We start from the raw sequence: 20,123 nt of genomic DNA on the forward strand, positions 1-20,123 counted from the left end.
GGAGACTGTGTGGGAGAGTAGGACGCCGCCGGACAACCATTGTCGAAGGCCCACCCCTCAAGGGGTGGGCCTTCGTCGTACCCAGACAGTTTTCAGCGCCAGGGACTGCACAGGGAACGGCTCGACTGCGCGAACGAGGCCTCACGGACGGCCGTGGCGCAGGCTCTAGACTGGGACCATGTCCACACTTTCTCGCGATGAGGTCGCGCGCGTAGCAGCGCTCGCCCGCATCGATCTGCGCCCAGAAGAGCTCGACCGTCTCGCCGGCGAGCTCGTCGTCATCGTCGATGCCATCGCCGAGGTCGGAAGCATCGTCACCCCCGACGTCCCCGCGACGAGCCACCCGCTGCCGTTGACGAACGTCTTCCGCGAGGACGTGCCGGTCGCGCCGCTCGACGTCGACGAGATCATGGCCGCGGCGCCTTCGAGCATCGACGGCCGCTTCGCTGTCCCGCAGATCCTCGGGGAGGACTCATGACCGACCTCATCCGCTCGTCGGCCGCCGACCTCGCTGCGGCGATGGAGTCGGGCGAGCTCACGAGCACCGAGATCACGCGCGCCCACCTCGAGCGCATCTCCGCGGTCGAGCCGTCCGTGCACGCCTTCCTCCACGTCGACGCGGACGCCGCGATGGCGACGGCGGGCGACGTCGACGCACGCCGGGCCGCGGGGGAGAAGCTCCACCCGCTCGCCGGGGTGCCGATCGCCGTCAAGGACGTCGTCGTCACCCGGGGCGTGCCGACGACCGCCGGCTCGAAGATCCTCGAAGGGTGGCTGCCGCCCTACGACGCGACGCTCGTCGAGCGCATCAAGGCGGCAGGGCTGCCGATCCTCGGCAAGACGAACATGGACGAGTTCGCGATGGGCTCGAGCACCGAGCACTCCGCGTACGGCAACACGTCCAACCCCTGGGACCTCGACCGCATCCCCGGCGGTTCTGGCGGTGGGTCCGCGGCGGCCGTCGCGGCGTTCGAGGCGCCCCTCGCGATCGGCACGGACACCGGTGGCTCCATCCGGCAGCCCGGTGCGGTGACCGGCACTGTCGGCGTGAAGCCGACGTACGGAGGGGTGTCCCGGTACGGCCTCATCGCGATGGCCTCCTCGCTCGACCAGGCCGGTCCCGTCAGCCGCACGGTGCTCGACTCCGCGCTGCTCCACGAGCTCATCGGGGGACACGACCCCCGGGACTCCACGTCCCTGGACGAGCCCGTTCCCGCCGTCGTGGACGCCGCGCGCCGTGGCGCCCTCGGCGACCTCACGGGCGTGCGGGTCGGTGTCGTGACGGAACTGAGCGGCGAGGGGTACCAGGCCGGCGTGTCCGCGCGCTTCGAGGAGTCGCTCGAGCTGCTGCGCCGCGCAGGTGCCGAGATCGTCGAGGTCTCCTGCCCGAGCTTCCGGTACGCACTGTCCGCGTACTACCTCATCATGCCGTCCGAGGCGTCGAGCAACCTCGCGAAGTTCGACGGGATGCGGTTCGGTCTGCGTGTGGAGCCGACGGACGGGCCGGTCACCGCCGAGCGCGTCATGTCCGCCACCCGGGGCGCCGGGTTCGGCGACGAGGTCAAGCGCCGTGTCATCCTCGGCACCTACGCACTCTCCGCCGGGTACTACGACGCCTACTACGGCAGCGCGCAGAAGGTCCGCACACTCATCCAGCGTGACTTCGACGCGGCGTTCGCCGTCGCCGACGTCCTCGTCTCGCCCACGGCGCCGACGACGGCGTTCCGCTTCGGGGAGAAGATGGACGACCCGCTGGCCATGTACCTCAACGACGTCGCGACGATCCCCGCGAACCTCGCGGGCGTGCCCGGCATGTCGGTGCCCAACGGGCTCTCCGACGACGGCCTCCCGGTCGGGTTCCAGATCCTCGCCCCGGCCCGCAAGGACGACCGGCTCTACCACGTGGGGGCTGCGTTGGAGTCCCTCCTCGAGAACACCTGGGGCGGCCCGCTGCTCGCCCGAGCACCAGAACTGGAGATCGCCCGATGAGCACCTCGAGCACCGTCGACCTCGTCGACTACGACGACGCCGTCTCGCGGTACGACCCCGTGATCGGCATCGAGGTCCATGTCGAGCTGGGCACCGTCACGAAGATGTTCTGCGCGGCCGAGGTCGCGTTCGGAGGAGCGCCGAACACCCAGGTGACCCCGGTGTCGCTCGGTCTCCCCGGCGCTCTCCCCGTGGTCAACGGCAAGGCCGTCGAGTACGCCATCCGCATCGGGCTCGCGCTCAACTGTGAGATCGCCGAGTCGTGCCGCTTCGCACGGAAGAACTACTTCTACCCCGACGTCCCGAAGAACTTCCAGACGTCCCAGTACGACGAGCCCATCGCGTTCGACGGGTACCTCGACGTGGAGCTCGACGACGGTTCCGTGTTCCGCGTCGAGATCGAGCGTGCGCACATGGAGGAGGACGCCGGGAAGAACACGCACGTCGGTGGCAGCACGGGGCGCATCCACGGGGCGGAGTACTCCCTCGTCGACTACAACCGCGCGGGCATCCCGCTCGTGGAGATCGTCACGCGTCCGATCACGGGCGCGGGGGACCGTGCTCCCGAGGTCGCGCGCGCGTATGTCCAGACGCTGCGAGACATCTTCCGGGCGCTCGACGTCTCCGAGGCCCGCATGGAGCGGGGCAACGTCCGTGCGGACGTCAACCTCTCGCTGCGCCCGACGCCCGAGTCGCCGCTGGGTACCCGCACCGAGACGAAGAACGTCAACTCGTTCCGGTCCATCGAGCGTGCGGTGCGGTACGAGGTGAGCCGCCAGGCCGCCGTGCTCGACGCTGGCGGGACGATCATCCAGGAGACCCGGCACTGGCACGAGGACACCTCGACGACGACGTCGGGACGCGTGAAGTCCGACGCCGAGGACTACCGGTACTTCCCGGAGCCCGACCTCGTGCCGGTCGCGCCGTCCCGCGAGTGGGTCGAGGAGATCCGCGCGACGCTCCCGGAGATGCCCGTCGCGAGGCGCCGACGCCTGCAGACCGAGTGGGGCTACTCGGACCCCGAGATGCGCGACGTCGTCAATGCCGGTGCTGTCGAGATCATCGAGACGACGATCGCGGCCGGCGCGAGCGCCGCCGCGGCGCGCAAGTGGTGGATGGGCGAGCTCGCCCGGGCCGCGAAGACCGCGGACGTCGAGCTCACCGATCTCCCGGTGACGCCCGAGCAGGTCGGTGAGCTCCAGGCTCTCGTGGACTCAGGTCGCATCAACGACAAGCTGGCGCGGCAGGTGCTCGAGGGAGTGCTCGCGGGGGAGGGCTCCCCGGAGGAGGTCGTCGTGACCCGTGGCCTCGAGATCGTCTCCGACGACGGCCCGCTGCTCGAGGCGATCGATGCGGCTCTCGCCGCGCAGCCCGACATCGCCGAGAAGATCCGCTCGGGAAACCTCGGTCCGGTCGGGGCCGTCATCGGAGCAGTCATGAAAGCGACGAGAGGGCAGGCGGACGCCGGACGGGTCCGCGAGCTCATCCTCGAACGCATCGGCTGAGACCAGGGGCGCTCCCGACCGTGCGAACCACGCGCGGTCGGGAGCGAACGAGCTCCGGGTCGCGCGCACGCCGACCGGCCGCCTCGGCGTGCGTCCTCGCGACGGGCGCCGAGGCGCGCCCATAGACTCGGGTGCATGACCACAACCAGCCAGCACGCCGGTTCTCCCGGGTCCACCTCGGGGATCGACATCAAGCCCCGGTCCCGGACCGTCACCGACGGGATCGAGGCGACCGCCTCCCGGGGGATGCTCCGGGCCGTGGGGCTCGGCGACGACGACTTCGCGAAGCCGCAGATCGGCGTCGCGAGCTCGTGGAACGAGATCACGCCGTGCAACCTCTCGCTCGACCGCCTGGCGAAGGCCGTGAAGAACGGCGTCCATGCCGGTGGCGGCTTCCCGCTCGAGTTCGGCACCATCTCTGTGTCCGACGGGATCTCGATGGGGCACGAGGGCATGCACTTCTCCCTCGTCTCGCGGGACATCATCGCCGACTCCGTCGAGACCGTCATGCAGGCGGAGCGTCTCGACGGGTCCGTGCTCCTCGCCGGGTGCGACAAGTCCCTGCCGGGGATGCTCATGGCCGCGGCGCGACTCGACCTTGCGTCCGTGTTCCTGTACGCAGGGACGATCATGCCCGGGTGGGTCAAGCTCGAGGACGGTACCGAGAAGGACGTCACGCTCATCGACGCCTTCGAGGCCGTGGGCGCGTGCTCGCGTGGCCTCATGAGCCAGGGAGACCTCGAGCGGATCGAGCGCGCGATCTGCCCGGGAGAGGGCGCCTGCGGCGGGATGTACACGGCGAACACCATGGCCTCGGTCGCCGAGGCGATGGGGATGTCCCTCCCGGGTTCTGCCGCACCGCCGTCCGCTGACCGCCGTCGCGACGCGTTCGCGTTCAAGTCAGGTGAGGCGGTCGTGGAGATGCTCCGCAAGGGGATCACCGCGCGGCAGATCATGACCAAGGAGGCGTTCGAGAACGCGATCGCCGTGGTCATGGCTTTCGGCGGATCGACGAACGCCGTCCTGCACCTGCTCGCCATCGCCCACGAGGCCGAGGTCGAGCTCACGCTCGCGGACTTCACCCGTGTCGCGGCGCGCGTGCCGCACCTCGGTGACCTCAAGCCGTTCGGACGCTACGTCATGGCCGACGTCGACCGGATCGGTGGGGTGCCCGTCGTCATGAAGGCACTGCTCGACGCGGGGTTGCTGCACGGCGACTGCCTCACGGTCACCGGCAAGACCGTCGCCGAGAACCTCGCCGACATCGCACCTCCCGACCCGGACGGGAAGATCCTCCGGGCGCTCGACAACCCGATCCACCGCACGGGCGGCATCACGATCCTGCACGGTTCCCTCGCGCCCGAGGGTGCCGTCGTGAAGTCCGCGGGGTTCGACAAGGACGTGTTCGAGGGGACGGCGCGGGTGTTCGACCGGGAGCGTGCTGCGATGGACGCCCTCGAGGACGGCACCATCCAGGCGGGGGACGTCGTGGTGATCCGGTACGAGGGGCCCAAGGGCGGCCCCGGGATGCGGGAGATGCTCGCGATCACCGGCGCGATCAAGGGGGCGGGCCTCGGCAAGGACGTGCTGCTCCTCACGGACGGTCGGTTCTCGGGTGGGACCACCGGACTGTGCGTCGGGCACGTCGCCCCCGAGGCCGTCGACGCTGGTCCTGTCGCGTTCGTCCGGGACGGTGACCGGATCCGGCTCGACGTCGCGAACGCGACGCTCGACCTGCTCGTGGACGACGCAGAGCTGGAATCACGCCGCGCCGGGTGGGCGCCGCTCGCGCCGACCTACACGCGCGGGGTGCTCGCGAAGTACGCGAAGCTCGTCCACTCCGCGTCGCAGGGTGCGGTGCTGTACTGATCGGCCCCGGGGGGCCGCACGAGGAGGGTCAGTCCAGGGGGAGGGAGACGCTGAACTCTGCGTCCCCCTCGCCCGGCTCGGCGGCTGTCCGCGTCCGGACGAGGACGAGCTCGGCGGACTCGAGGGTGGGGGTGTCCCACTCCATCGGAAAGGCGACCCAGCCTCGTTGCGTGCGGCCGGCCGACTGCGAACCGAGGGGCCACAGCGTCGAGTCCGTGAGCGCTGCCGGCACCGTCGCGAGCGCACGCAGCGGGTCGCCGGCATCCGACCGGAGCTCGAAGCTGTTCGGGCCGACCTCCCGGGGGTGCGTGGTGCCCGTGGTGACGGTGAGGTCGACGAGAAGCAGCGTGTCGACGCCGTCAGGCACGTCGGCGGAGTCCGGGGCCGGGTAGTTCGTCACGACCCCGTGCACGAGAACCTCGTGGTTGGCCACCCGGTCGTCGATGGAGCCGGTGAGCTCGACATAGGCCAGGTCGGCCGGACTGCTCGAGTCTGCGGGGGCGAGCGGGTCGCTCCCGCAGGCAGCGAGCGCGGGGAGCAACGCAGCGACGAGCGCGACCCTCGGCCATGCCCCGGCGGACCGACGAGCGGCTCCGGCCAGGGACGTGTGACGCGCTACGGGCTCGCGGACAACGGTGTCCTGCTCCATCGTGGGTGTCGTCCTCCTCGTCGGCGCCTGCCCGCGTGCTCGTGGCGCGGCTCCTCACTCTAGAGGGCCGCGGGTGGGCTGCAAGGGCCCCGGTCCCACCGGCTGAGACATGGCCGGAGACATGTGACATCGATGAGGACGAGGCGTACTGTGCTGGGTGTGCAGATGATCCTTCTCGTAGTACTTCCTGAGCGCGTCGGCTGAGGCCCACCACTGAGGTCTCGTCCGCGCGCTTACCCCTCGAAGAGCCCTACCCGGGTGCGAGGGGTTTTTTCATGTCACCACCAGTGAACCCCGCTCGGCGCCCATCCGGCGCAGGAGGGGTCGCATCCGGGACCGAGCGTCCCGGGACCGAGCAGCTCGACCAGCCTGACCGGTAGCACCTCCCACCCAGCATGAGCACACAGGAGAACCTGATGGTCCAGGGACCCACGCCGGCACCGCCCCGCGGTACCGCCAAGACAAGCGACACCGCGGCGCCCGGCGCCGCGAAGCCGGCTCCCGCACGTGGAGCTGCGACGGCTGCGTCGTCCGTCGTCGCGCCGTACGAGCTCAACGGCGCGGAGTCGATCGTCCGGTCGCTCGAGGCCGCCGGGGTCGAGGTCGTCTTCGGCATCCCGGGCGGGGCGATCCTCCCGACGTACGACCCGCTCATGGACTCGAAGAAGCTCCGGCACATCCTCGTGCGCCACGAGCAGGGTGGTGGGCACGCGGCCTCCGGGTACGCGCACGCGACCGGACGTGTCGGCGTGACCATGGCGACGTCGGGCCCCGGGGCGACGAACCTCGTCACGCCGATCGCGGACGCCAACATGGACTCCATCCCCATGGTCGCGATCACCGGCCAGGTCGGCGCCTCCCTCATCGGGACGGACGCCTTCCAGGAGGCGGACATCGTCGGCATCACCCTCCCTGTCACGAAGCACAACTTCCTCGTGACGAACCCGGACGACATCCCGCGCACGATCGCCGAGGCGTTCCACATCGCCTCGACGGGGCGGCCCGGACCTGTGCTCGTCGACATCGCGAAGTCGGCCATGCAGTCCCGGACGACCTTCTCCTGGCCCCAGGAGCTCAACCTGCCCGGGTACCACCCGGTGACGAAGCCCCACAGCAAGCAGATCCGCGAGGCGGCCCGGCTCCTGGCGTCCGCACGTCGCCCCGTGCTCTACATCGGTGGCGGTGCGATCCGTTCGGGTGCGGCCGCCCAGCTGCGCAAGCTCGTCGACCTGTCCGGCGCTGCCGCGGTGACGACCCTCATGGCCCGCGGCGCACTGCCGGACTCCCACCCGCAGAACCTCGGGATGCCCGGGATGCACGGCACGGTGCCCGCGGTCGCGGCGCTGCAGAAGGCGGACCTCGTCTTTGCCCTGGGCGCACGCTTCGACGACCGTGTGACGGGCAAGCTCTCGAGCTTCGCGCCCCACGCGACGATCATCCACGCGGACATCGACCCTGCGGAGATCGGCAAGAACCGCACCCCGGACGTGCCGATCGTCGGCGACCTCAAAGAGGTCATCGCCGACCTGCTGCCCGAGCTCGCGCGCGAGCACGAGCAGCACGGCAAGCCGGACCTCGAGGCGTGGTGGCGCCAGATCGACGGGTGGCGCGAGACGTACCCCCTCGGCTTCACCGAGCCCGACGACGGCCACCTCGCCCCGCAGCACATCATCAGCAGGCTCGGCGCGATCTCCGGGCCGGACTCCATCTACGTCGCCGGTGTCGGGCAGCACCAGATGTGGGCGTCGCAGTTCATCCGCTACGAGCGCCCGAACACGTGGCTCAACTCCGGCGGACTGGGGACCATGGGCTACTCGATCCCCGCAGCGATGGGCGCGAAGGTCGGCCAGCCCGACCGCACGGTCTGGGCGATCGACGGCGACGGGTGCTTCCAGATGACCAACCAGGAGCTGGCCACCTGCACCATCAACGACATCCCCATCAAGGTCGCGCTCATCAACAACTCGTCGCTCGGCATGGTGCGCCAGTGGCAGACGCTGTTCTACGAGTCGCGGTACTCCAACACCGACCTGCACACGGGGCACGGGACGCGTCGCGTCCCCGACTTCGTCAAGCTGGCCGACGCCTACGGCTGCGTCGGTATCCGCGTCGAGCACGCGAACGAGGTCGATGCGGCGATCAAGCGGGCCGAGTCGATCAACGACCAGCCCGTCGTCATCGACTTCAATGTCTCCAGGGACGCGATGGTGTGGCCGATGGTCGCCGCCGGAGTGAGCAACGACGACATCCAGTACGCACGCGGGATCTCACCCGCGTGGGACCGCGAAGACTGACACCGGAAGGCTGGTAGGAACATGACGCGTCACACCCTCTCGGTGCTCGTGGAGAACAAGCCGGGCGTGCTCACCAGGATCGCCGGGCTGTTCGCCCGCAGGTCCTTCAACATCCACTCGCTCGCGGTCGGTCCCACCGAGCACGACGACCTCTCGCGCGTGACGGTCGTCGTCGACGTCGACTCGCTGCCGCTCGAGCAGGTGACGAAGCAGCTGAACAAGCTCATCAACGTCATCAAGATCGTCGAGCTCGATCCCTCGGCAGCCGTCCAGCGCGAGCTCATGCTCGTCAAGGTGCGGGCCGACCTCACGAGCCGTACCCATGTGCTCGAGGTCGTCCAGCTCTTCCGTGCCCACGTCGTGGACGTCGTCCCCGACGCGGTGACGATCGAGGCGACCGGGAATCCCGAGAAGCTCTCGGCGCTGCTCACGGCGCTCGAGCCCTTCGGGATCCGTGAGATCGTCAAGTCCGGCACCGTCGGCATCGGTCGCGGCGCCCGCTCCATCACGGACCGCGCGCTCGAGCGCGTCCGTAGCGCCTGACCCCTTTCGCTTCCAACACACATACGAGAACCAAGGAGATCCACGGTGGCTGAGCTGTTCTACGACGACGACGCTGATCTGTCCATCATCGCTGCCCGCAAGGTCGCGGTCATCGGCTACGGCAGCCAGGGGCACGCGCACGCGCTCAACCTGCGGGACTCGGGCGTCGACGTGCGCGTCGGGCTCCGCGAGGGCAGCTCCTCGCGTGCCAAGGCCGAGAACGAAGGACTGCGCGTCCTGAGCGTCGCCGAGGCGGTCAAGGAGGCTGACGTGGTCGTCATCCTCGCGCCCGACCAGGTCCAGCGCCACGTGTACGCGCAGGAGATCGCACCCAACCTCAACGAGGGCACCGCGCTCGTCTTCGGGCACGGCTTCAACATCCGCTTCGGGTACATCAAGCCCGAGCCGGGCTTCGACGTCATCATGGTCGCGCCCAAGGGACCGGGGCACCTCGTGCGCCGCGAGTACCTCGACGGACGCGGCGTGCCGGTCATCGTCGCGGTCGAGCAGGACGCGTCCGGTCACGCGTGGGAGCTCGCGCTGTCCTACGGCAAGGCCATCGGAGGCCTGCGTGCCGCCGGGATCAAGACGACGTTCACCGAGGAGACCGAGACGGACCTCTTCGGCGAGCAGGCCGTCCTGTGCGGTGGCGCCTCGCAGCTCGTCCAGTACGGCTTCGAGGTCCTCACCGAGGCGGGCTACCAGCCCGAGGTCGCCTACTTCGAGGTGCTCCACGAGCTCAAGCTCATCGTCGACCTCATGTGGGAGGGCGGCATCGCGAAGCAGCGCTGGTCCGTCTCCGACACCGCGGAGTACGGCGACTACGTCTCCGGCCCGCGCGTCATCACGCCCGAGGTGAAGGAGAACATGAAGGCCGTGCTCGCCGACATCCAGAACGGTGCGTTCGCCGAGCGGTTCATCAACGACCAGGAGAACGGCGGCCAGGAGTTCAAGGAGCTGCGCGCCAAGGGTGAGCAGCACCCGATCGAGGCCACCGGCCGCGAGCTGCGCAAGCTCTTCGCGTGGGTCAAGCCGTCCGACTCGGACTACGTCGAGGGCTCCGCGGGGCGCTGACGCCTCGTCCGTCCCGCCGGGGCGGGTACCCCACTGTCGTGGCGGTGCCCGCCCCGGCGTGCGTCCGGACCCGCCGGGCGCCACGTCCGGTGCGCGTCGCGCCGTGCGCGCGCCTCGAGCACGATGGTTGACTAGGCACATGCCACTCGACGGAGTCTACGAACCCAGCCCCGACACCCGGACGCGCGAGCAGGTGGAGCTCTACGAGAGCTCCGGCGGCACGCAGGGCACGACCTGGGAGGGTCGGCCGGTCATCATCCTCACCTCGCTCGGTGCCCGTTCCGGCAAGGTGCGCAAGGTGCCGCTCATGCGCGTCGAGCACGGCGGCCGGTACGCGGTCGTCGCGAGCATGGGCGGAGCCCCGCAGCACCCGACCTGGTACCACAACCTGCGGGCGCACCCGCTCGTCACGCTCCAGGACGGGGCGCAGGTGCGGGACTACGTCGCCCGCGAGGTGACGGGTGACGAGCGCGAGGAGTGGTGGCAGCGGTCGGTCGCGGCATACCCCGACTATGCGGACTACGCGACGAAGACCGACCGTGTCATCCCTGTCCTCGTCCTCGAGCCGGTGGGCGACGCGACGGGTGAGGACGTGGTCGCATGACTGGCGCTACCGCTGGTCCCCAGGTGCCTGACGCCGGCCCTGAGACAGGTGCGGGCGACGAGGAGATCGTCGAGTTCTGGGAGAGTGCACGGACACGAGCCGGTCTCGGACGCATCGCCGTCGTCGGCGGGGTGTCGGTCGCCGCAGGCGTGCCGCCGATGGCCTGGTCGTTCGGAGACGACGCGACTCTCGCGGACGAGCTCCTCGGCCTCGTGCTCGAGGGGACCAAGACAGCGACGTCGTCATTGCTCGTGGAGTACGGCGACGAGACCGCTCCGCTCCCTGCGGTCGGCGACCTCTCGATCATCCTCGACGGCGCCCGGCACCCGAGGGCGCTCATCCGCACGACCGAGGTCGAGGTCCTGCCGTTCATGGACGTCACTGAGGACTTCGCGGCCGCCGAGGGGGAGGACGACCGGTCGCTCGCGGCCTGGCGCGAGGGCCACTCGAGGTACTTCGCGCGGCAGCTCGGCGTCGATGAGCTGCCCGCGGACCTCGAGGTCGTCGCTGAACGCTTCGAGCTGCTCTACCCGCAGTAGGCGCGCTGGTCTCCCGTCCGACCCCAGGGCCGGCCGGGAGACCCGCGGTGCTATCCCCGCTCGGCGGAGGCGTCCTCGACGAGCTCGAACTCCAGGAGCGACGCGCCGGTGGCGACGGGCGCCGGGCGTCCTTCTCCGCTCGGGCCGGCATGGGCCGCCCGAGCGCCGTTCGCGGCCCAGGCCTGGTAGTCCTCCTCCGTCGCCCAGCGGGTGTAGACGAAGTACCGGCTCTCACCGGCGACGGGGCGCAAGAGCTCGAACCCGAGGAAGCCCGGACTCCCCTCGACGGCTCGTCGACGCGCGGCGAACCGAGCCTCGAGCTCGGCTCCGGCGCCCTCGGGAACCTCGATGGCGTTGATCTTCACGACAGTCATGCGGTCCAGCATGCCATCGCCCTGGGAACGTGATCGGATCGTGGGACACGCGTTCCGGTTCATGGACGGCGGCGTACCCTCACCGTCATGACGAGGAACATCGAGCTGGCAGTGGTGGCAGGCGACGGCATCGGGATCGAGGTCGTGGAGCAGGGGCTCGCCGTGCTCGACGCGGTGCTCGCCGGCTCGGGGACGACCGTCACCACGACGGAGTTCAACCTCGGTGCGCAGCGCTGGCACGCGACGGGTGAGACGCTCACGGACGCGGACCTGGACGCGATCCGCACCCACGACGCGATCCTCCTCGGCGCCATCGGAGACCCGTCGGTCCCGTCCGGCGTGCTCGAGCGCGGGCTGCTGCTCAAGCTGCGCTTCGCCCTCGACCACTACGTCAACCTGCGCCCCGGAAAGCTGTACCCCGGCGTGCGCTCCCCGCTCGCCGAGCCGGGCGAGATCGACTTCGTCGTCGTGCGCGAGGGCACCGAGGGACCGTACGTCGGCAACGGCGGCGCGATCCGCGTCGGCACCCCGCACGAGGTGGCCAACGAGGTGAGCGTCAACACCGCGTTCGGTGTCGAGCGCGTCGTACGCGACGCGTTCGCCCGCGCGCAGGCGCGTCCGCGCAAGCACCTCACGCTCGTCCACAAGCACAACGTCCTCGTCCACGCCGGCCACCTCTGGCGCCGCACGGTCGAGGCCGTCAACGCTGACTTCCCCGACGTCACGACGGACTACCTGCACGTCGACGCCGCGACGATCTTCCTCACGACCAACCCGTCGCGGTTCGACGTCATCGTCACCGACAACCTCTTCGGCGACATCCTCACCGACCAGGCGGCCGCGATCACCGGTGGCATCGGTCTCGCCGCCTCCGCGAACATCAACCCGGACCGCACCGCACCGTCGATGTTCGAGCCCGTGCACGGATCGGCGCCCGACATCGCCGGGCAGGGCAAGGCGGACCCCACCGCGACGGTGCTGTCCGTCGCCATGCTGCTGGATCACCTCGGGCTGTCCGAGGAGTCTGCACGGGTGGAGTCGGCGGTCGCAGCCGACCTCGTCGAGCGCGACGGCCGAGTACGCTCGACGGCCGAGGTGGGAACTGCGCTCGCGGACCGCGTGCGCGGCTGATCCCCGACCCCGGTCGTCTTCACCGCTCCCTCCCGAGAAGGACCCCCTCCCACAGCGTGCAGCCATTCGGTCCACGGCGTGGAAAAATGCAGGGGTCGCCAGGTGAAAGGCACTGACCATGAGCACCACGCTTGCACGCTCCACGATGAGCATCGATGAGGCTGCCGCCCGTTTTGACGTCCGACGCAGCGAGTCCCCGCTGCCCACCGCCGAGCGGGAGGCCGTCACCGCGGCACCCCAGTTCGGCACCGTCTTCACCAACCACATGGCACGGGCCACGTGGTCCTCGACGAGCGGCTGGGGGCAGCGTCGGGTCGAGAAGTACGGCCCGCTGCTCATGGACCCCGCGAGCGCCGTCCTGCACTACGGCCAGGAGGTGTTCGAGGGCCTCAAGGCGTACCGGCACGCCGACGGCTCCGTGTGGACGTTCCGCCCGGAGGCGAACGCCGAGCGGTTCGCGAGGTCGGCGCGCCGGTTGGCGCTCCCCGAGCTCTCCACGGAGGACTTCCTCGGCGCGGTCGCTGCGCTCGTGCGCACGGACGTCGAGTGGATCCCCTCCGGAGACGAGGCGAGCCTCTACCTCCGACCGTTCATGTACGCCTCGGAGGTCTTCCTCGGCGTCCGCCCGTCGCTCGAGGCAGAGTTCCTCGTCATCGCCTCGCCCGTCGGCCCGTACTTCGCCGGCGGGGTCAAGCCCGTGTCCATCTGGGTCGCGCAGGACTACCACCGCGCCGGTGAGGGCGGGACGGGGGCCGCGAAGTGCGGCGGGAACTATGCCGCGAGCCTGCTCCCGCAGATGTACGCGCAGGGCAAGGGGTGCGAGCAGGTCTGCTTCCTCGACGCCGCGACGAACTCGGTGATCGAAGAGCTCGGCGGCATGAACGTCTTCTTCGTTCGTGCGGACGGCTCGGTCGAGACTCCCGAGCTCTCGGGGTCGATCCTCGAGGGCGTGACTCGCTCGTCGATCATCCAGCTGCTCGGCGACCGTGGCCTCGAGGTGCGCGAGCGCCGGATCCCGCTGGCACAGGTCCTGGCCGACCTGGTCGACGGCTCGATCACCGAGGCCTTCGCGTGCGGGACCGCCGCGGTCGTCACACCCATCGGACGGCTCGCGGGGGAGGACTTCGACCTGACGATCGGCGACGGGCACGCAGGTGACCTGACGATGTCGGTGCGCGCCGAGCTCACGGACATCCAGAACGGGCGGGCCACCGACCGGCACGGGTGGATGACCCGACTCGTGTGACGTGCGTCCGCCGGCCGGCGGGGCAGTCGATGACCGACACGGGAGGTGTGTGCCATGATGTGTCTCGTGGCACACACCTCCGCCTGCATGGCGCTCATTCGCACCTAGCGCGTCCCGGACGACCCGGACGCGCGAACCTCCCGTACCCCGGGAGGTTTTTTTGTTGCTGGACGACGGCGCCACCCCTGCCGCGGATCCAGCACAATGCTTCTGGACGTCGGGACCGTCCATCTCCTCACCCAGCACGGAAAAGAGCTCACGCGTGAACTTCCACGTCTACGACACGACCTTGCGCGACGGAGCGCAGCAGGAGGGCATGAACCTGTCCGTCTCGGACAAGCTCGCGATCGCGCCCCTCCTCGACGAGCTGGGTGTCGGGTTCATCGAGGGTGGATGGCCCGGTGCGGTGCCCAAGGACACGGACTTCTTTTCCCGCGCGGCCACCGAGCTCCAGCTGAAGAACGCGGTGCTCGCCGCGTTCGGCGCCACCCGGAAGGTCGGGCTGCGCGCTGCCGAGGACCCCCAGGTCCTCGCACTGCTGCGGTCGCAGGCGCCGGTGGTCACCCTCGTGTCGAAGTTCGACATCCGACACGTCGAGCGGGCACTACGCACCGACGGCGCCGAGAACCTCTCGATGATCCGCGACACCGTCGCGTTCCTCGTCGCCGAGGGACGGCGGGTCGTCGTCGACGCGGAGCACTTCTTCGACGGGTTCCGGTACGACGCCTCGTACGCCCGGGAGGCGCTGCTCGCGGCGTTCGAGGCCGGTGCGGAGGTCGTGGCACTCTGTGACACCAACGGCGGGATGCTGCCGCAGTGGATCACCGAGGTCGTCGGCGACGTCCGGAGCCTGGTGGGCGAGGACGCCGTCCTCGGCATCCACGCGCACAACGACTCCGGCTGCGCCGTCGCGAACTCCCTCGCCGCGATCGACGCCGGCTGCTCGCACGTGCAGGGCACGGTCAACGGCTACGGCGAACGGACCGGCAACGCGGACCTCGTCACGGTCATGGCCAACCTCGAGCTCAAGCACGGCAGGTCGCTGCTCGCCGGTGCGGGCCTCGAGGAGTCGACCCGGATCGCGCACGCGATCAGCGAGATCACGAACATCTCCCCGTACGCCCGCCAGCCGTACGTCGGGGCGAGCGCGTTCGCCCACAAGGCCGGGATCCACGCCAGCGCGATCAAGGTGGACGCGGACCTCTACCAGCACATCGACCCCACGCGGGTGGGCAACGACATGCGGATGCTCATCTCCGACATGGCCGGGCGCGCGTCGATCGAGCTCAAGGGCAAGGAGCTCGGATTCGACCTGTCCGGGCAGGCCGAGGTCCTCACGAGGATCACGGCGCGCGTCAAGGCCGACGAGGCCGACGGGTACACCTACGACGCCGCGGACGCCTCGTTCGAGCTGCTGCTCGTCGAGGAGATGATCGGTGAGCGACCCCGGTACTTCGATGTCGAGAGCTGGCGGACCATCGTCGAGCGCAGCGGGCACCGGGGGACGGAGGCCACCGCCGAGGCGACGGTCAAGCTCAACGCGGGTGGCGCGCGCATCGTGTCGACGGGCGAGGGGAACGGGCCGGTCAACGCGCTCGATGCCGCACTGCGTCTCGCGCTGACCCGGGTCTACCCCGAGATCGAGGCGTTCGAGCTCATCGACTTCAAGGTGCGCATCCTCGACCAGATGCACGGGACCGGTGCCATCACGCGGGTGCTCATCGAGACGACGGACGGGCAGTCGAGCTGGTCGACCGTGGGTGTGGGGCCGAACCTTCTCGAGGCCTCCTGGGAGGCGCTCACCGACTCGGCGATCTACGGGCTCATCCACGCCGGGGTCAACCCGCGCTGACGCCGGGGGGTAAGCCGGTCGTGCTCGCTCGGACCGTGTGTCGGTGCTGGCACGGCGGGTCGCCGGGCGGGCATAGGCTGAACCGGTGAGAGGCGAATACAAGGTTCCTGGTGGCAAGCTCGTGGCGATCGACCTCGAGGTCGAGGAGGGCCGGCTCGCGCACGTCGCGGTGAGCGGTGACTTCTTCCTCGAGCCGGACACGGCGCTCGCGGACATCGACGGGGCGCTCGAGGGGATGCCGGCGGACTCCTCGGTCGCTGTGCTCGCGGCGGCGATCGCGCGGTCCCTCGACCCGTCCGCGGTCCTCGTGGGGTTCACCCCCGAGGCGGTGGCGATCGCTGCGCGGCGCGCGCTCGGCCGGGCGACGGGCTGGCACGACCACACCTTCGAGATCGTGCACGAGGGCCCTCAGGCGCCCGAGATGCACATGGCCCTCGACCAGGCCATGGCCGAGTCGGTGGACGCGGGCCTGCGTCCGCCCACCCTGCGGATCTGGGAGTGGGGCGCGCCGGCTGTCGTCATCGGCTCGTTCCAGTCGTTGAAGAACGAGGTCGACCCCGTCGGTGCCGAGAAGCACGGCATCACCGTGGTGCGACGCGTGTCCGGCGGCGGCGCGATGTTCATCGAACCCGGCAACACCATCACCTACTCGCTCACCGTCCCGGGCTCGCTCGTCGAGGGACTGAGCTTCGAGCGGTCCTACGCCTTCCTCGACGACTGGGTCCTCGGGGCGCTCGCCGACCTCGGCGTGCAGGCCACGTACCAGCCGCTCAACGACATCGCGTCGCCCGCCGGCAAGATCGCCGGCGCGGCCCAGAAGCGCTTCGTCGGGGGCGCGGTGCTGCACCACGTGACGATGGCGTACGACATCGACGCGGACAAGATGCTCGAGGTGCTGCGGATCGGCCGGGAGAAGATGAGCGACAAGGGCACCAAGAGCGCCAACAAGCGGGTGGACCCCGTGCGGTCGCAGACGGGGATGGCCCGTGCAGAGGTCATCGAGGCGTTCAAGTCCCACTTCCGCAGCCGCTACGACACGGTCGACGGTGCGGTGACGGACGCGGAGCGCGCACGCGCCGAGGAGCTCGTGGCGACGAAGTTCTCGAGTCCTGAGTGGACCGCGCGGGTGCCATGACGAGGGTTCAGGTGCGGCGGTCGACGACGACGAACGTCACGCCGCCTGTCGCGAGGAGCACGTAGGGCAGGGACCGCAGCGCGGCGTCGGCGTCGAGCCCGAGGTTCACGGCCGCGGGCAGGAGCGACGCGGTGACGAACGCGACGAGTCCGACGACGGTCATGGTCGTGAGGTACACGCGGACGTCGCGTTCGTCGCCCCGGCCCGAGAAGACGCGTTCCGCGGTGGCTGCGTCCGCCCCCCGGCGCGCGGCACGGCGTCCGGCGACCGAGAGCAGGGCGAGCGCGAGACCGCCCCCGCAGAGCACCCCGGATGCCGTCGCCCAGTCGCCGAAGGCGGCGTAGGTCCCGGCGATGGCGAGCACCAATCCACCGGCCGTGAGTGCGAGGGCCCGCTGGCCGCCGGCAGTGCGACGGGGAGACGGGCCGCGGGGCGGAGCAGGGTCAGGGGTCGACATGGAAGATCTCCTCGACGGTCGTGGTGAAGAAGCGGGCGAGGGCGAGCGCGAGCGGCAACGACGGGTCGTACTTGCCCGTCTCGATCGAGTTGATGGTCTGCCGGGACACGCCCAGGGCAGTGCCGAGTGCACCCTGGGAGAGACCGGCGGCCTCGCGGAGGCGGCGGACGTCGTTGCGCACGAGGACTCCTCTCGTCAGGCGGAGGGATGGTGCGCCGGGCCGGCTCCCTGGGGGGTCGGCGCGGCGGGGTCGTCGGTCGCGAGGGCCGAGGCGGGCAGCAGCAGCACCCGCAGGTCCACGAGGGTGTGCAGCACCACGGGCAGCAGCAGGCTGCCGGTGGCGAGGTAGAGGGCAGCGAGGACGCCTCCGACGAGCCCGGTGGCGAGGATCCCGGTCCAGCCCTGGTAGGCGTGCGCGATGCCGAACAGCGCTGCAGCGGTGACGACGAGCGTGAGCTGCGAGGTGCTCGCCGGCAGGAGCACGGCGAGAGTGAGCAGGAGAAGCCCCCGGTAGGTGATCTCCTCGGTCACCCCGGCGCTCAGCGAGAGCATGGCCCACCCGCGCCGGCCGGCGGGCGTGCGGGGCAGCATGGGCAGGACGGCTGCCATCTGCCCCCGGGCGGCCTGGGGTGCTGCCGCGCCTGTCTCGCCGTCCGGCGTCGTGCGGGCCCGGCGCCGGGAGACGACGAGGCCGGCGACGATGGTGCCGACGACGGCGAGCAGAGCACCGGTGATCATCCCGGCGACGGTGGAGGACGTGATCGTGCCGTCCGTGAGCCCGAACCGGTCTGCCCCGGCGAGGTCGGGGAGCCGGAAGCCGATCTCGGAGAGCCCGACGCCGGGCAGCGCGAGCACGAGCGCGAGCGCGAGCGCTGCGGTGACGCACCCCTGACGGGTCCAGGAGCGGTAGAACCGCACGCGCGCCGGCTCGCCCTCGACGGCTTCCTCCGCCCGGAAGCGGGCGTAGGAGCGGCGTCCGGACAGGGGCTCGTGGATGACGAGCGCGAGGACGGCGACGACGAGCACGACGGACGTCGACGTCGGCGGGGAGAGGGACTGGAGGTGATCGAGCAACGACATGCGGGCTCCCGGCGGTGTCAAAGATCCTTGACTAGATATGTCAAGGATGCTTGACCTCCGACTGTCCTGTCAAGCGTCTTTGACACCGCCGCGGCGGGGGGCGGTCAGCGGGCGGCGAGCATCTCCTCGACCGTCGCGCGCGGCTCCGTCATGGCCACGAAGTCGACGCGGGTGTCCTCGAACTGGGCCTCCCCGGCCTCGAACAGCTTCTCGGTCAACGGACCGACGGCATCGTCGTTGACGACGACCGTGAGCCAGACCGGGTAGTCGGCCGGCGCCGTCGCCGGGACGAGACCACGGGTGGTCGGTGCCCCCAGGGCCGCGATCGTCAGCTCCACGAGGGCGCGGACGTCCGCCGCGGTCTGGGCGTCGTCGCCTGCCGCGCCGAGGTGGACGATCTCGGCCCGGAGCCGGTCGTTCTCCTCGTCCCACATGTACGGTGCGGCGACGAGCCCGGGGGAGGGCTCGGTGGCGAGGGGGGCCGGCCCTGCTGGAACGGCCGTCGTCGTGACTGCCGGAGCTTCGACCGGCTCGTCCTCCGAAACCGTGGGCGGGTCCTGGGTCACCACGCTCAGCGGGATGGACACACCGAGCCGCTCCTGGAGGATCTCGACGTGCCGCGCGGCCAGGGGGCCGAGCGGCACGGAGCCCGTGTCGACGACGATCCGCACGCCGGCATCACGTGTGCCCTCGGGGATCGAGTGCCCGAACTCGCCGGCCTGCACGGCGGCGACCGTCGCGACGACGACAGCGGACAGCCGGTCGGCCGTCGCGGCGTCGTCGCGGGGGTCCGGGACGAACGTCAGGCGCACGAGGACAGCGTTGTCGTCCGCCGACCACTCCTCGGTGGCGCCGTCGGGGAGGTCGTTGGAGGCGGAGCGGCGGGAGAACGGCATCTTCATGCTCCGACCATCCCGCATCGCTGCCCCCGGAGCAAAACGAGCCCGTCCGTGCGCGAGAGCCGGACGGCGCTAGCCGCCGAGCGCGGGGCGGGCGCCGAAGACCGCGGTACCCACCCGGACCGTCGTCGCGCCGTGGCGGATCGCGAGCTCGAGGTCCCGGCTCATGCCCATCGACAACCCGGCCGCGCTCGCGCACCCTGGGGCGCCGGAGCCCACCACCTCGTCGCGGATCGCCGCGAGCAGCGCGTACCCGGCACCCACCTCGTCCTCGTCGGACGTGTTCGCGCCCACCGTCATGAATCCCGTCAGACGGATCCCCGCCGTCACGGCGACCTGCGCGGCGAGCGCAGCCGCGTCCTGGGGCCGCGCACCGGCCTTGGTCGGCTCGCCCGAGACGTTCACCTGGATCATCACGTCAAGGGGCGTGTCGTGCTCGGCGGACCACCGCGAGCCCACCCGCTCCGCCAGTACCAGCGAGTCGATGCTCTCGATGCACGCCGACGGGTACTGTCCGAGGGCCCGCAGCGCCGCGTTGACCTTGTTCGACTGGAGCGGCCCGATGAGGTGGGCGGTGAGGCCGGGCCCGGCGAGGCCTGCAGCCTTCGCCGCGAGCTCCTGCACGCGGTTCTCCCCGAGCAGGACGGGGCGGTCCGGATCGGCGGCCAGTGCCCTGGCGGCAGCTGCTGCGGCGCGCACGACCTCGACGGGCTGCGTCTTGGTCGCGAGGAGCACGTCGACGTCGCTCACCGGGCGGTCCGCCGCCGCGCACGCCGCCACGACGCGCTCGTGCACCCGCCGCAGAGCGGGTGTGAGGTCGGGGATCGGCACGCGGACAATCGTAGCGATCGCACGGCCGGCGGTGGTCGTGAGCGGCGCCGTA

The 20,123-nt window shown here is 70.6% G+C and carries 20 protein-coding genes; 13 read left to right on the forward strand and 7 right to left on the reverse strand.

Going from position 1 to position 20,123, the window contains the following annotated elements:
- Positions 1-178: 178 nt before the first annotated feature.
- From gatC to ilvD, 4 genes are all read left to right on the forward strand, one after another.
- On the forward strand, positions 179-478 hold the full coding sequence (gene gatC, locus AC54T1_RS04965) for an Asp-tRNA(Asn)/Glu-tRNA(Gln) amidotransferase subunit GatC (RefSeq protein WP_484344895.1): 300 nt from the start codon (positions 179-181) through the stop codon (positions 476-478).
- Positions 475-1,989, forward strand: coding sequence for an Asp-tRNA(Asn)/Glu-tRNA(Gln) amidotransferase subunit GatA (gene gatA, locus AC54T1_RS04970; RefSeq protein WP_484344894.1), 1,515 nt, complete (start codon positions 475-477; stop codon positions 1,987-1,989). The genes gatC and gatA overlap by 4 nt, the downstream gene beginning before the upstream one ends.
- Complete coding sequence (gene gatB / locus AC54T1_RS04975) at positions 1,986-3,494, forward strand: Asp-tRNA(Asn)/Glu-tRNA(Gln) amidotransferase subunit GatB (RefSeq protein WP_484344893.1); 1,509 nt, start codon at positions 1,986-1,988, stop codon at positions 3,492-3,494. The genes gatA and gatB overlap by 4 nt, the downstream gene beginning before the upstream one ends.
- Before the next feature lie 135 nt (positions 3,495-3,629).
- Positions 3,630-5,363 (forward strand): dihydroxy-acid dehydratase, encoded by a 1,734-nt coding sequence (gene ilvD, locus AC54T1_RS04980; protein ID WP_484344892.1) that lies wholly within the window; start codon positions 3,630-3,632, stop codon positions 5,361-5,363.
- Positions 5,364-5,391: 28 nt separating this feature from the next.
- Here ilvD and AC54T1_RS04985 read toward each other — a convergent pair whose 3' ends face one another.
- The gene (locus AC54T1_RS04985; RefSeq protein ID WP_496911266.1) at positions 5,392-6,012 is read right to left on the reverse strand and encodes a DUF4352 domain-containing protein; all 621 of its coding nucleotides are present in this window, start codon (positions 6,010-6,012) and stop codon (positions 5,392-5,394) included.
- A gap of 416 nt (positions 6,013-6,428) precedes the next feature.
- Here AC54T1_RS04985 and AC54T1_RS04990 point away from each other — a divergent pair, with 416 nt between their 5' ends.
- The 5 genes from AC54T1_RS04990 (at position 6,429) to AC54T1_RS05010 (ending at position 11,066) form a co-directional block, all read left to right on the forward strand.
- Positions 6,429-8,306 carry an acetolactate synthase large subunit gene (locus tag AC54T1_RS04990; RefSeq protein ID WP_484344890.1) on the forward strand — a complete coding sequence of 626 codons (1,878 nt, stop codon included), beginning with the start codon at positions 6,429-6,431 and terminating at the stop codon, positions 8,304-8,306.
- A gap of 21 nt (positions 8,307-8,327) precedes the next feature.
- On the forward strand, positions 8,328-8,849 hold the full coding sequence (gene ilvN / locus AC54T1_RS04995; protein ID WP_484344889.1) for an acetolactate synthase small subunit: 522 nt from the start codon (positions 8,328-8,330) through the stop codon (positions 8,847-8,849).
- A 45-nt stretch (positions 8,850-8,894) separates the two neighbouring features.
- Positions 8,895-9,923, forward strand: a complete 1,029-nt coding sequence (ilvC, locus tag AC54T1_RS05000; RefSeq protein ID WP_484344888.1) for a ketol-acid reductoisomerase — start codon at positions 8,895-8,897, stop codon at positions 9,921-9,923.
- Positions 9,924-10,062: 139 nt separating this feature from the next.
- Entirely contained in the window at positions 10,063-10,527 is a 465-nt protein-coding gene (locus AC54T1_RS05005) for a nitroreductase family deazaflavin-dependent oxidoreductase (RefSeq protein WP_484344887.1), read from the forward strand.
- On the forward strand, positions 10,524-11,066 hold the full coding sequence (locus AC54T1_RS05010) for an ASCH domain-containing protein (RefSeq protein ID WP_496911267.1): 543 nt from the start codon (positions 10,524-10,526) through the stop codon (positions 11,064-11,066). Before AC54T1_RS05005 ends, AC54T1_RS05010 begins: the two co-directional genes overlap by 4 nt.
- A 50-nt stretch (positions 11,067-11,116) precedes the next feature.
- Here the strand turns inward: AC54T1_RS05010 and AC54T1_RS05015 are convergent, their stop codons facing one another.
- Entirely contained in the window at positions 11,117-11,440 is a 324-nt protein-coding gene (locus AC54T1_RS05015) for an antibiotic biosynthesis monooxygenase family protein (RefSeq protein WP_484344885.1), read from the reverse strand.
- 87 nt (positions 11,441-11,527) lie between these two features.
- On the opposite strand from AC54T1_RS05015, the gene AC54T1_RS05020 reads away from it, so the two are divergent.
- From AC54T1_RS05020 to lplAB, 4 genes are all read left to right on the forward strand, one after another.
- Complete coding sequence (locus AC54T1_RS05020) at positions 11,528-12,571, forward strand: 3-isopropylmalate dehydrogenase (protein ID WP_496911268.1); 1,044 nt, start codon at positions 11,528-11,530, stop codon at positions 12,569-12,571.
- Positions 12,572-12,689: 118 nt separating this feature from the next.
- A complete protein-coding gene (locus AC54T1_RS05025; RefSeq protein WP_496911269.1) occupies positions 12,690-13,817 on the forward strand; it encodes a branched-chain amino acid aminotransferase in 1,128 nt (375 codons plus the stop codon).
- A gap of 262 nt (positions 13,818-14,079) precedes the next feature.
- Positions 14,080-15,669 (forward strand): citramalate synthase, encoded by a 1,590-nt coding sequence (cimA, locus tag AC54T1_RS05030; protein ID WP_484344882.1) that lies wholly within the window; start codon positions 14,080-14,082, stop codon positions 15,667-15,669.
- 85 nt (positions 15,670-15,754) lie between these two features.
- Complete coding sequence (lplAB, locus tag AC54T1_RS05035) at positions 15,755-16,804, forward strand: lipoate-protein ligase LplAB (RefSeq protein ID WP_484344881.1); 1,050 nt, start codon at positions 15,755-15,757, stop codon at positions 16,802-16,804.
- 7 nt (positions 16,805-16,811) lie between these two features.
- Here lplAB and AC54T1_RS05040 read toward each other — a convergent pair whose 3' ends face one another.
- The 5 genes from AC54T1_RS05040 to AC54T1_RS05060 form a co-directional block, all read right to left on the reverse strand.
- Positions 16,812-17,261, reverse strand: a complete 450-nt coding sequence (locus tag AC54T1_RS05040) for a hypothetical protein (protein ID WP_496911270.1) — start codon at positions 17,259-17,261, stop codon at positions 16,812-16,814.
- Entirely contained in the window at positions 17,248-17,442 is a 195-nt protein-coding gene (locus tag AC54T1_RS05045) for a helix-turn-helix transcriptional regulator (RefSeq protein WP_496911271.1), read from the reverse strand. Before AC54T1_RS05045 ends, AC54T1_RS05040 begins: the two co-directional genes overlap by 14 nt.
- Before the next feature lie 14 nt (positions 17,443-17,456).
- Positions 17,457-18,341, reverse strand: coding sequence for a CPBP family intramembrane glutamic endopeptidase (locus AC54T1_RS05050; RefSeq protein WP_496911272.1), 885 nt, complete (start codon positions 18,339-18,341; stop codon positions 17,457-17,459).
- Between the two features lie 104 nt (positions 18,342-18,445).
- Positions 18,446-19,243, reverse strand: a complete 798-nt coding sequence (locus tag AC54T1_RS05055; protein ID WP_496911273.1) for a hypothetical protein — start codon at positions 19,241-19,243, stop codon at positions 18,446-18,448.
- Positions 19,244-19,312: 69 nt separating this feature from the next.
- On the reverse strand, positions 19,313-20,071 hold the full coding sequence (locus tag AC54T1_RS05060) for a YggS family pyridoxal phosphate-dependent enzyme (RefSeq protein WP_496911274.1): 759 nt from the start codon (positions 20,069-20,071) through the stop codon (positions 19,313-19,315).
- Positions 20,072-20,123 lie beyond the last annotated feature (52 nt).

Source organism: Sanguibacter sp. Z41_6 (assembly GCF_059621145.1).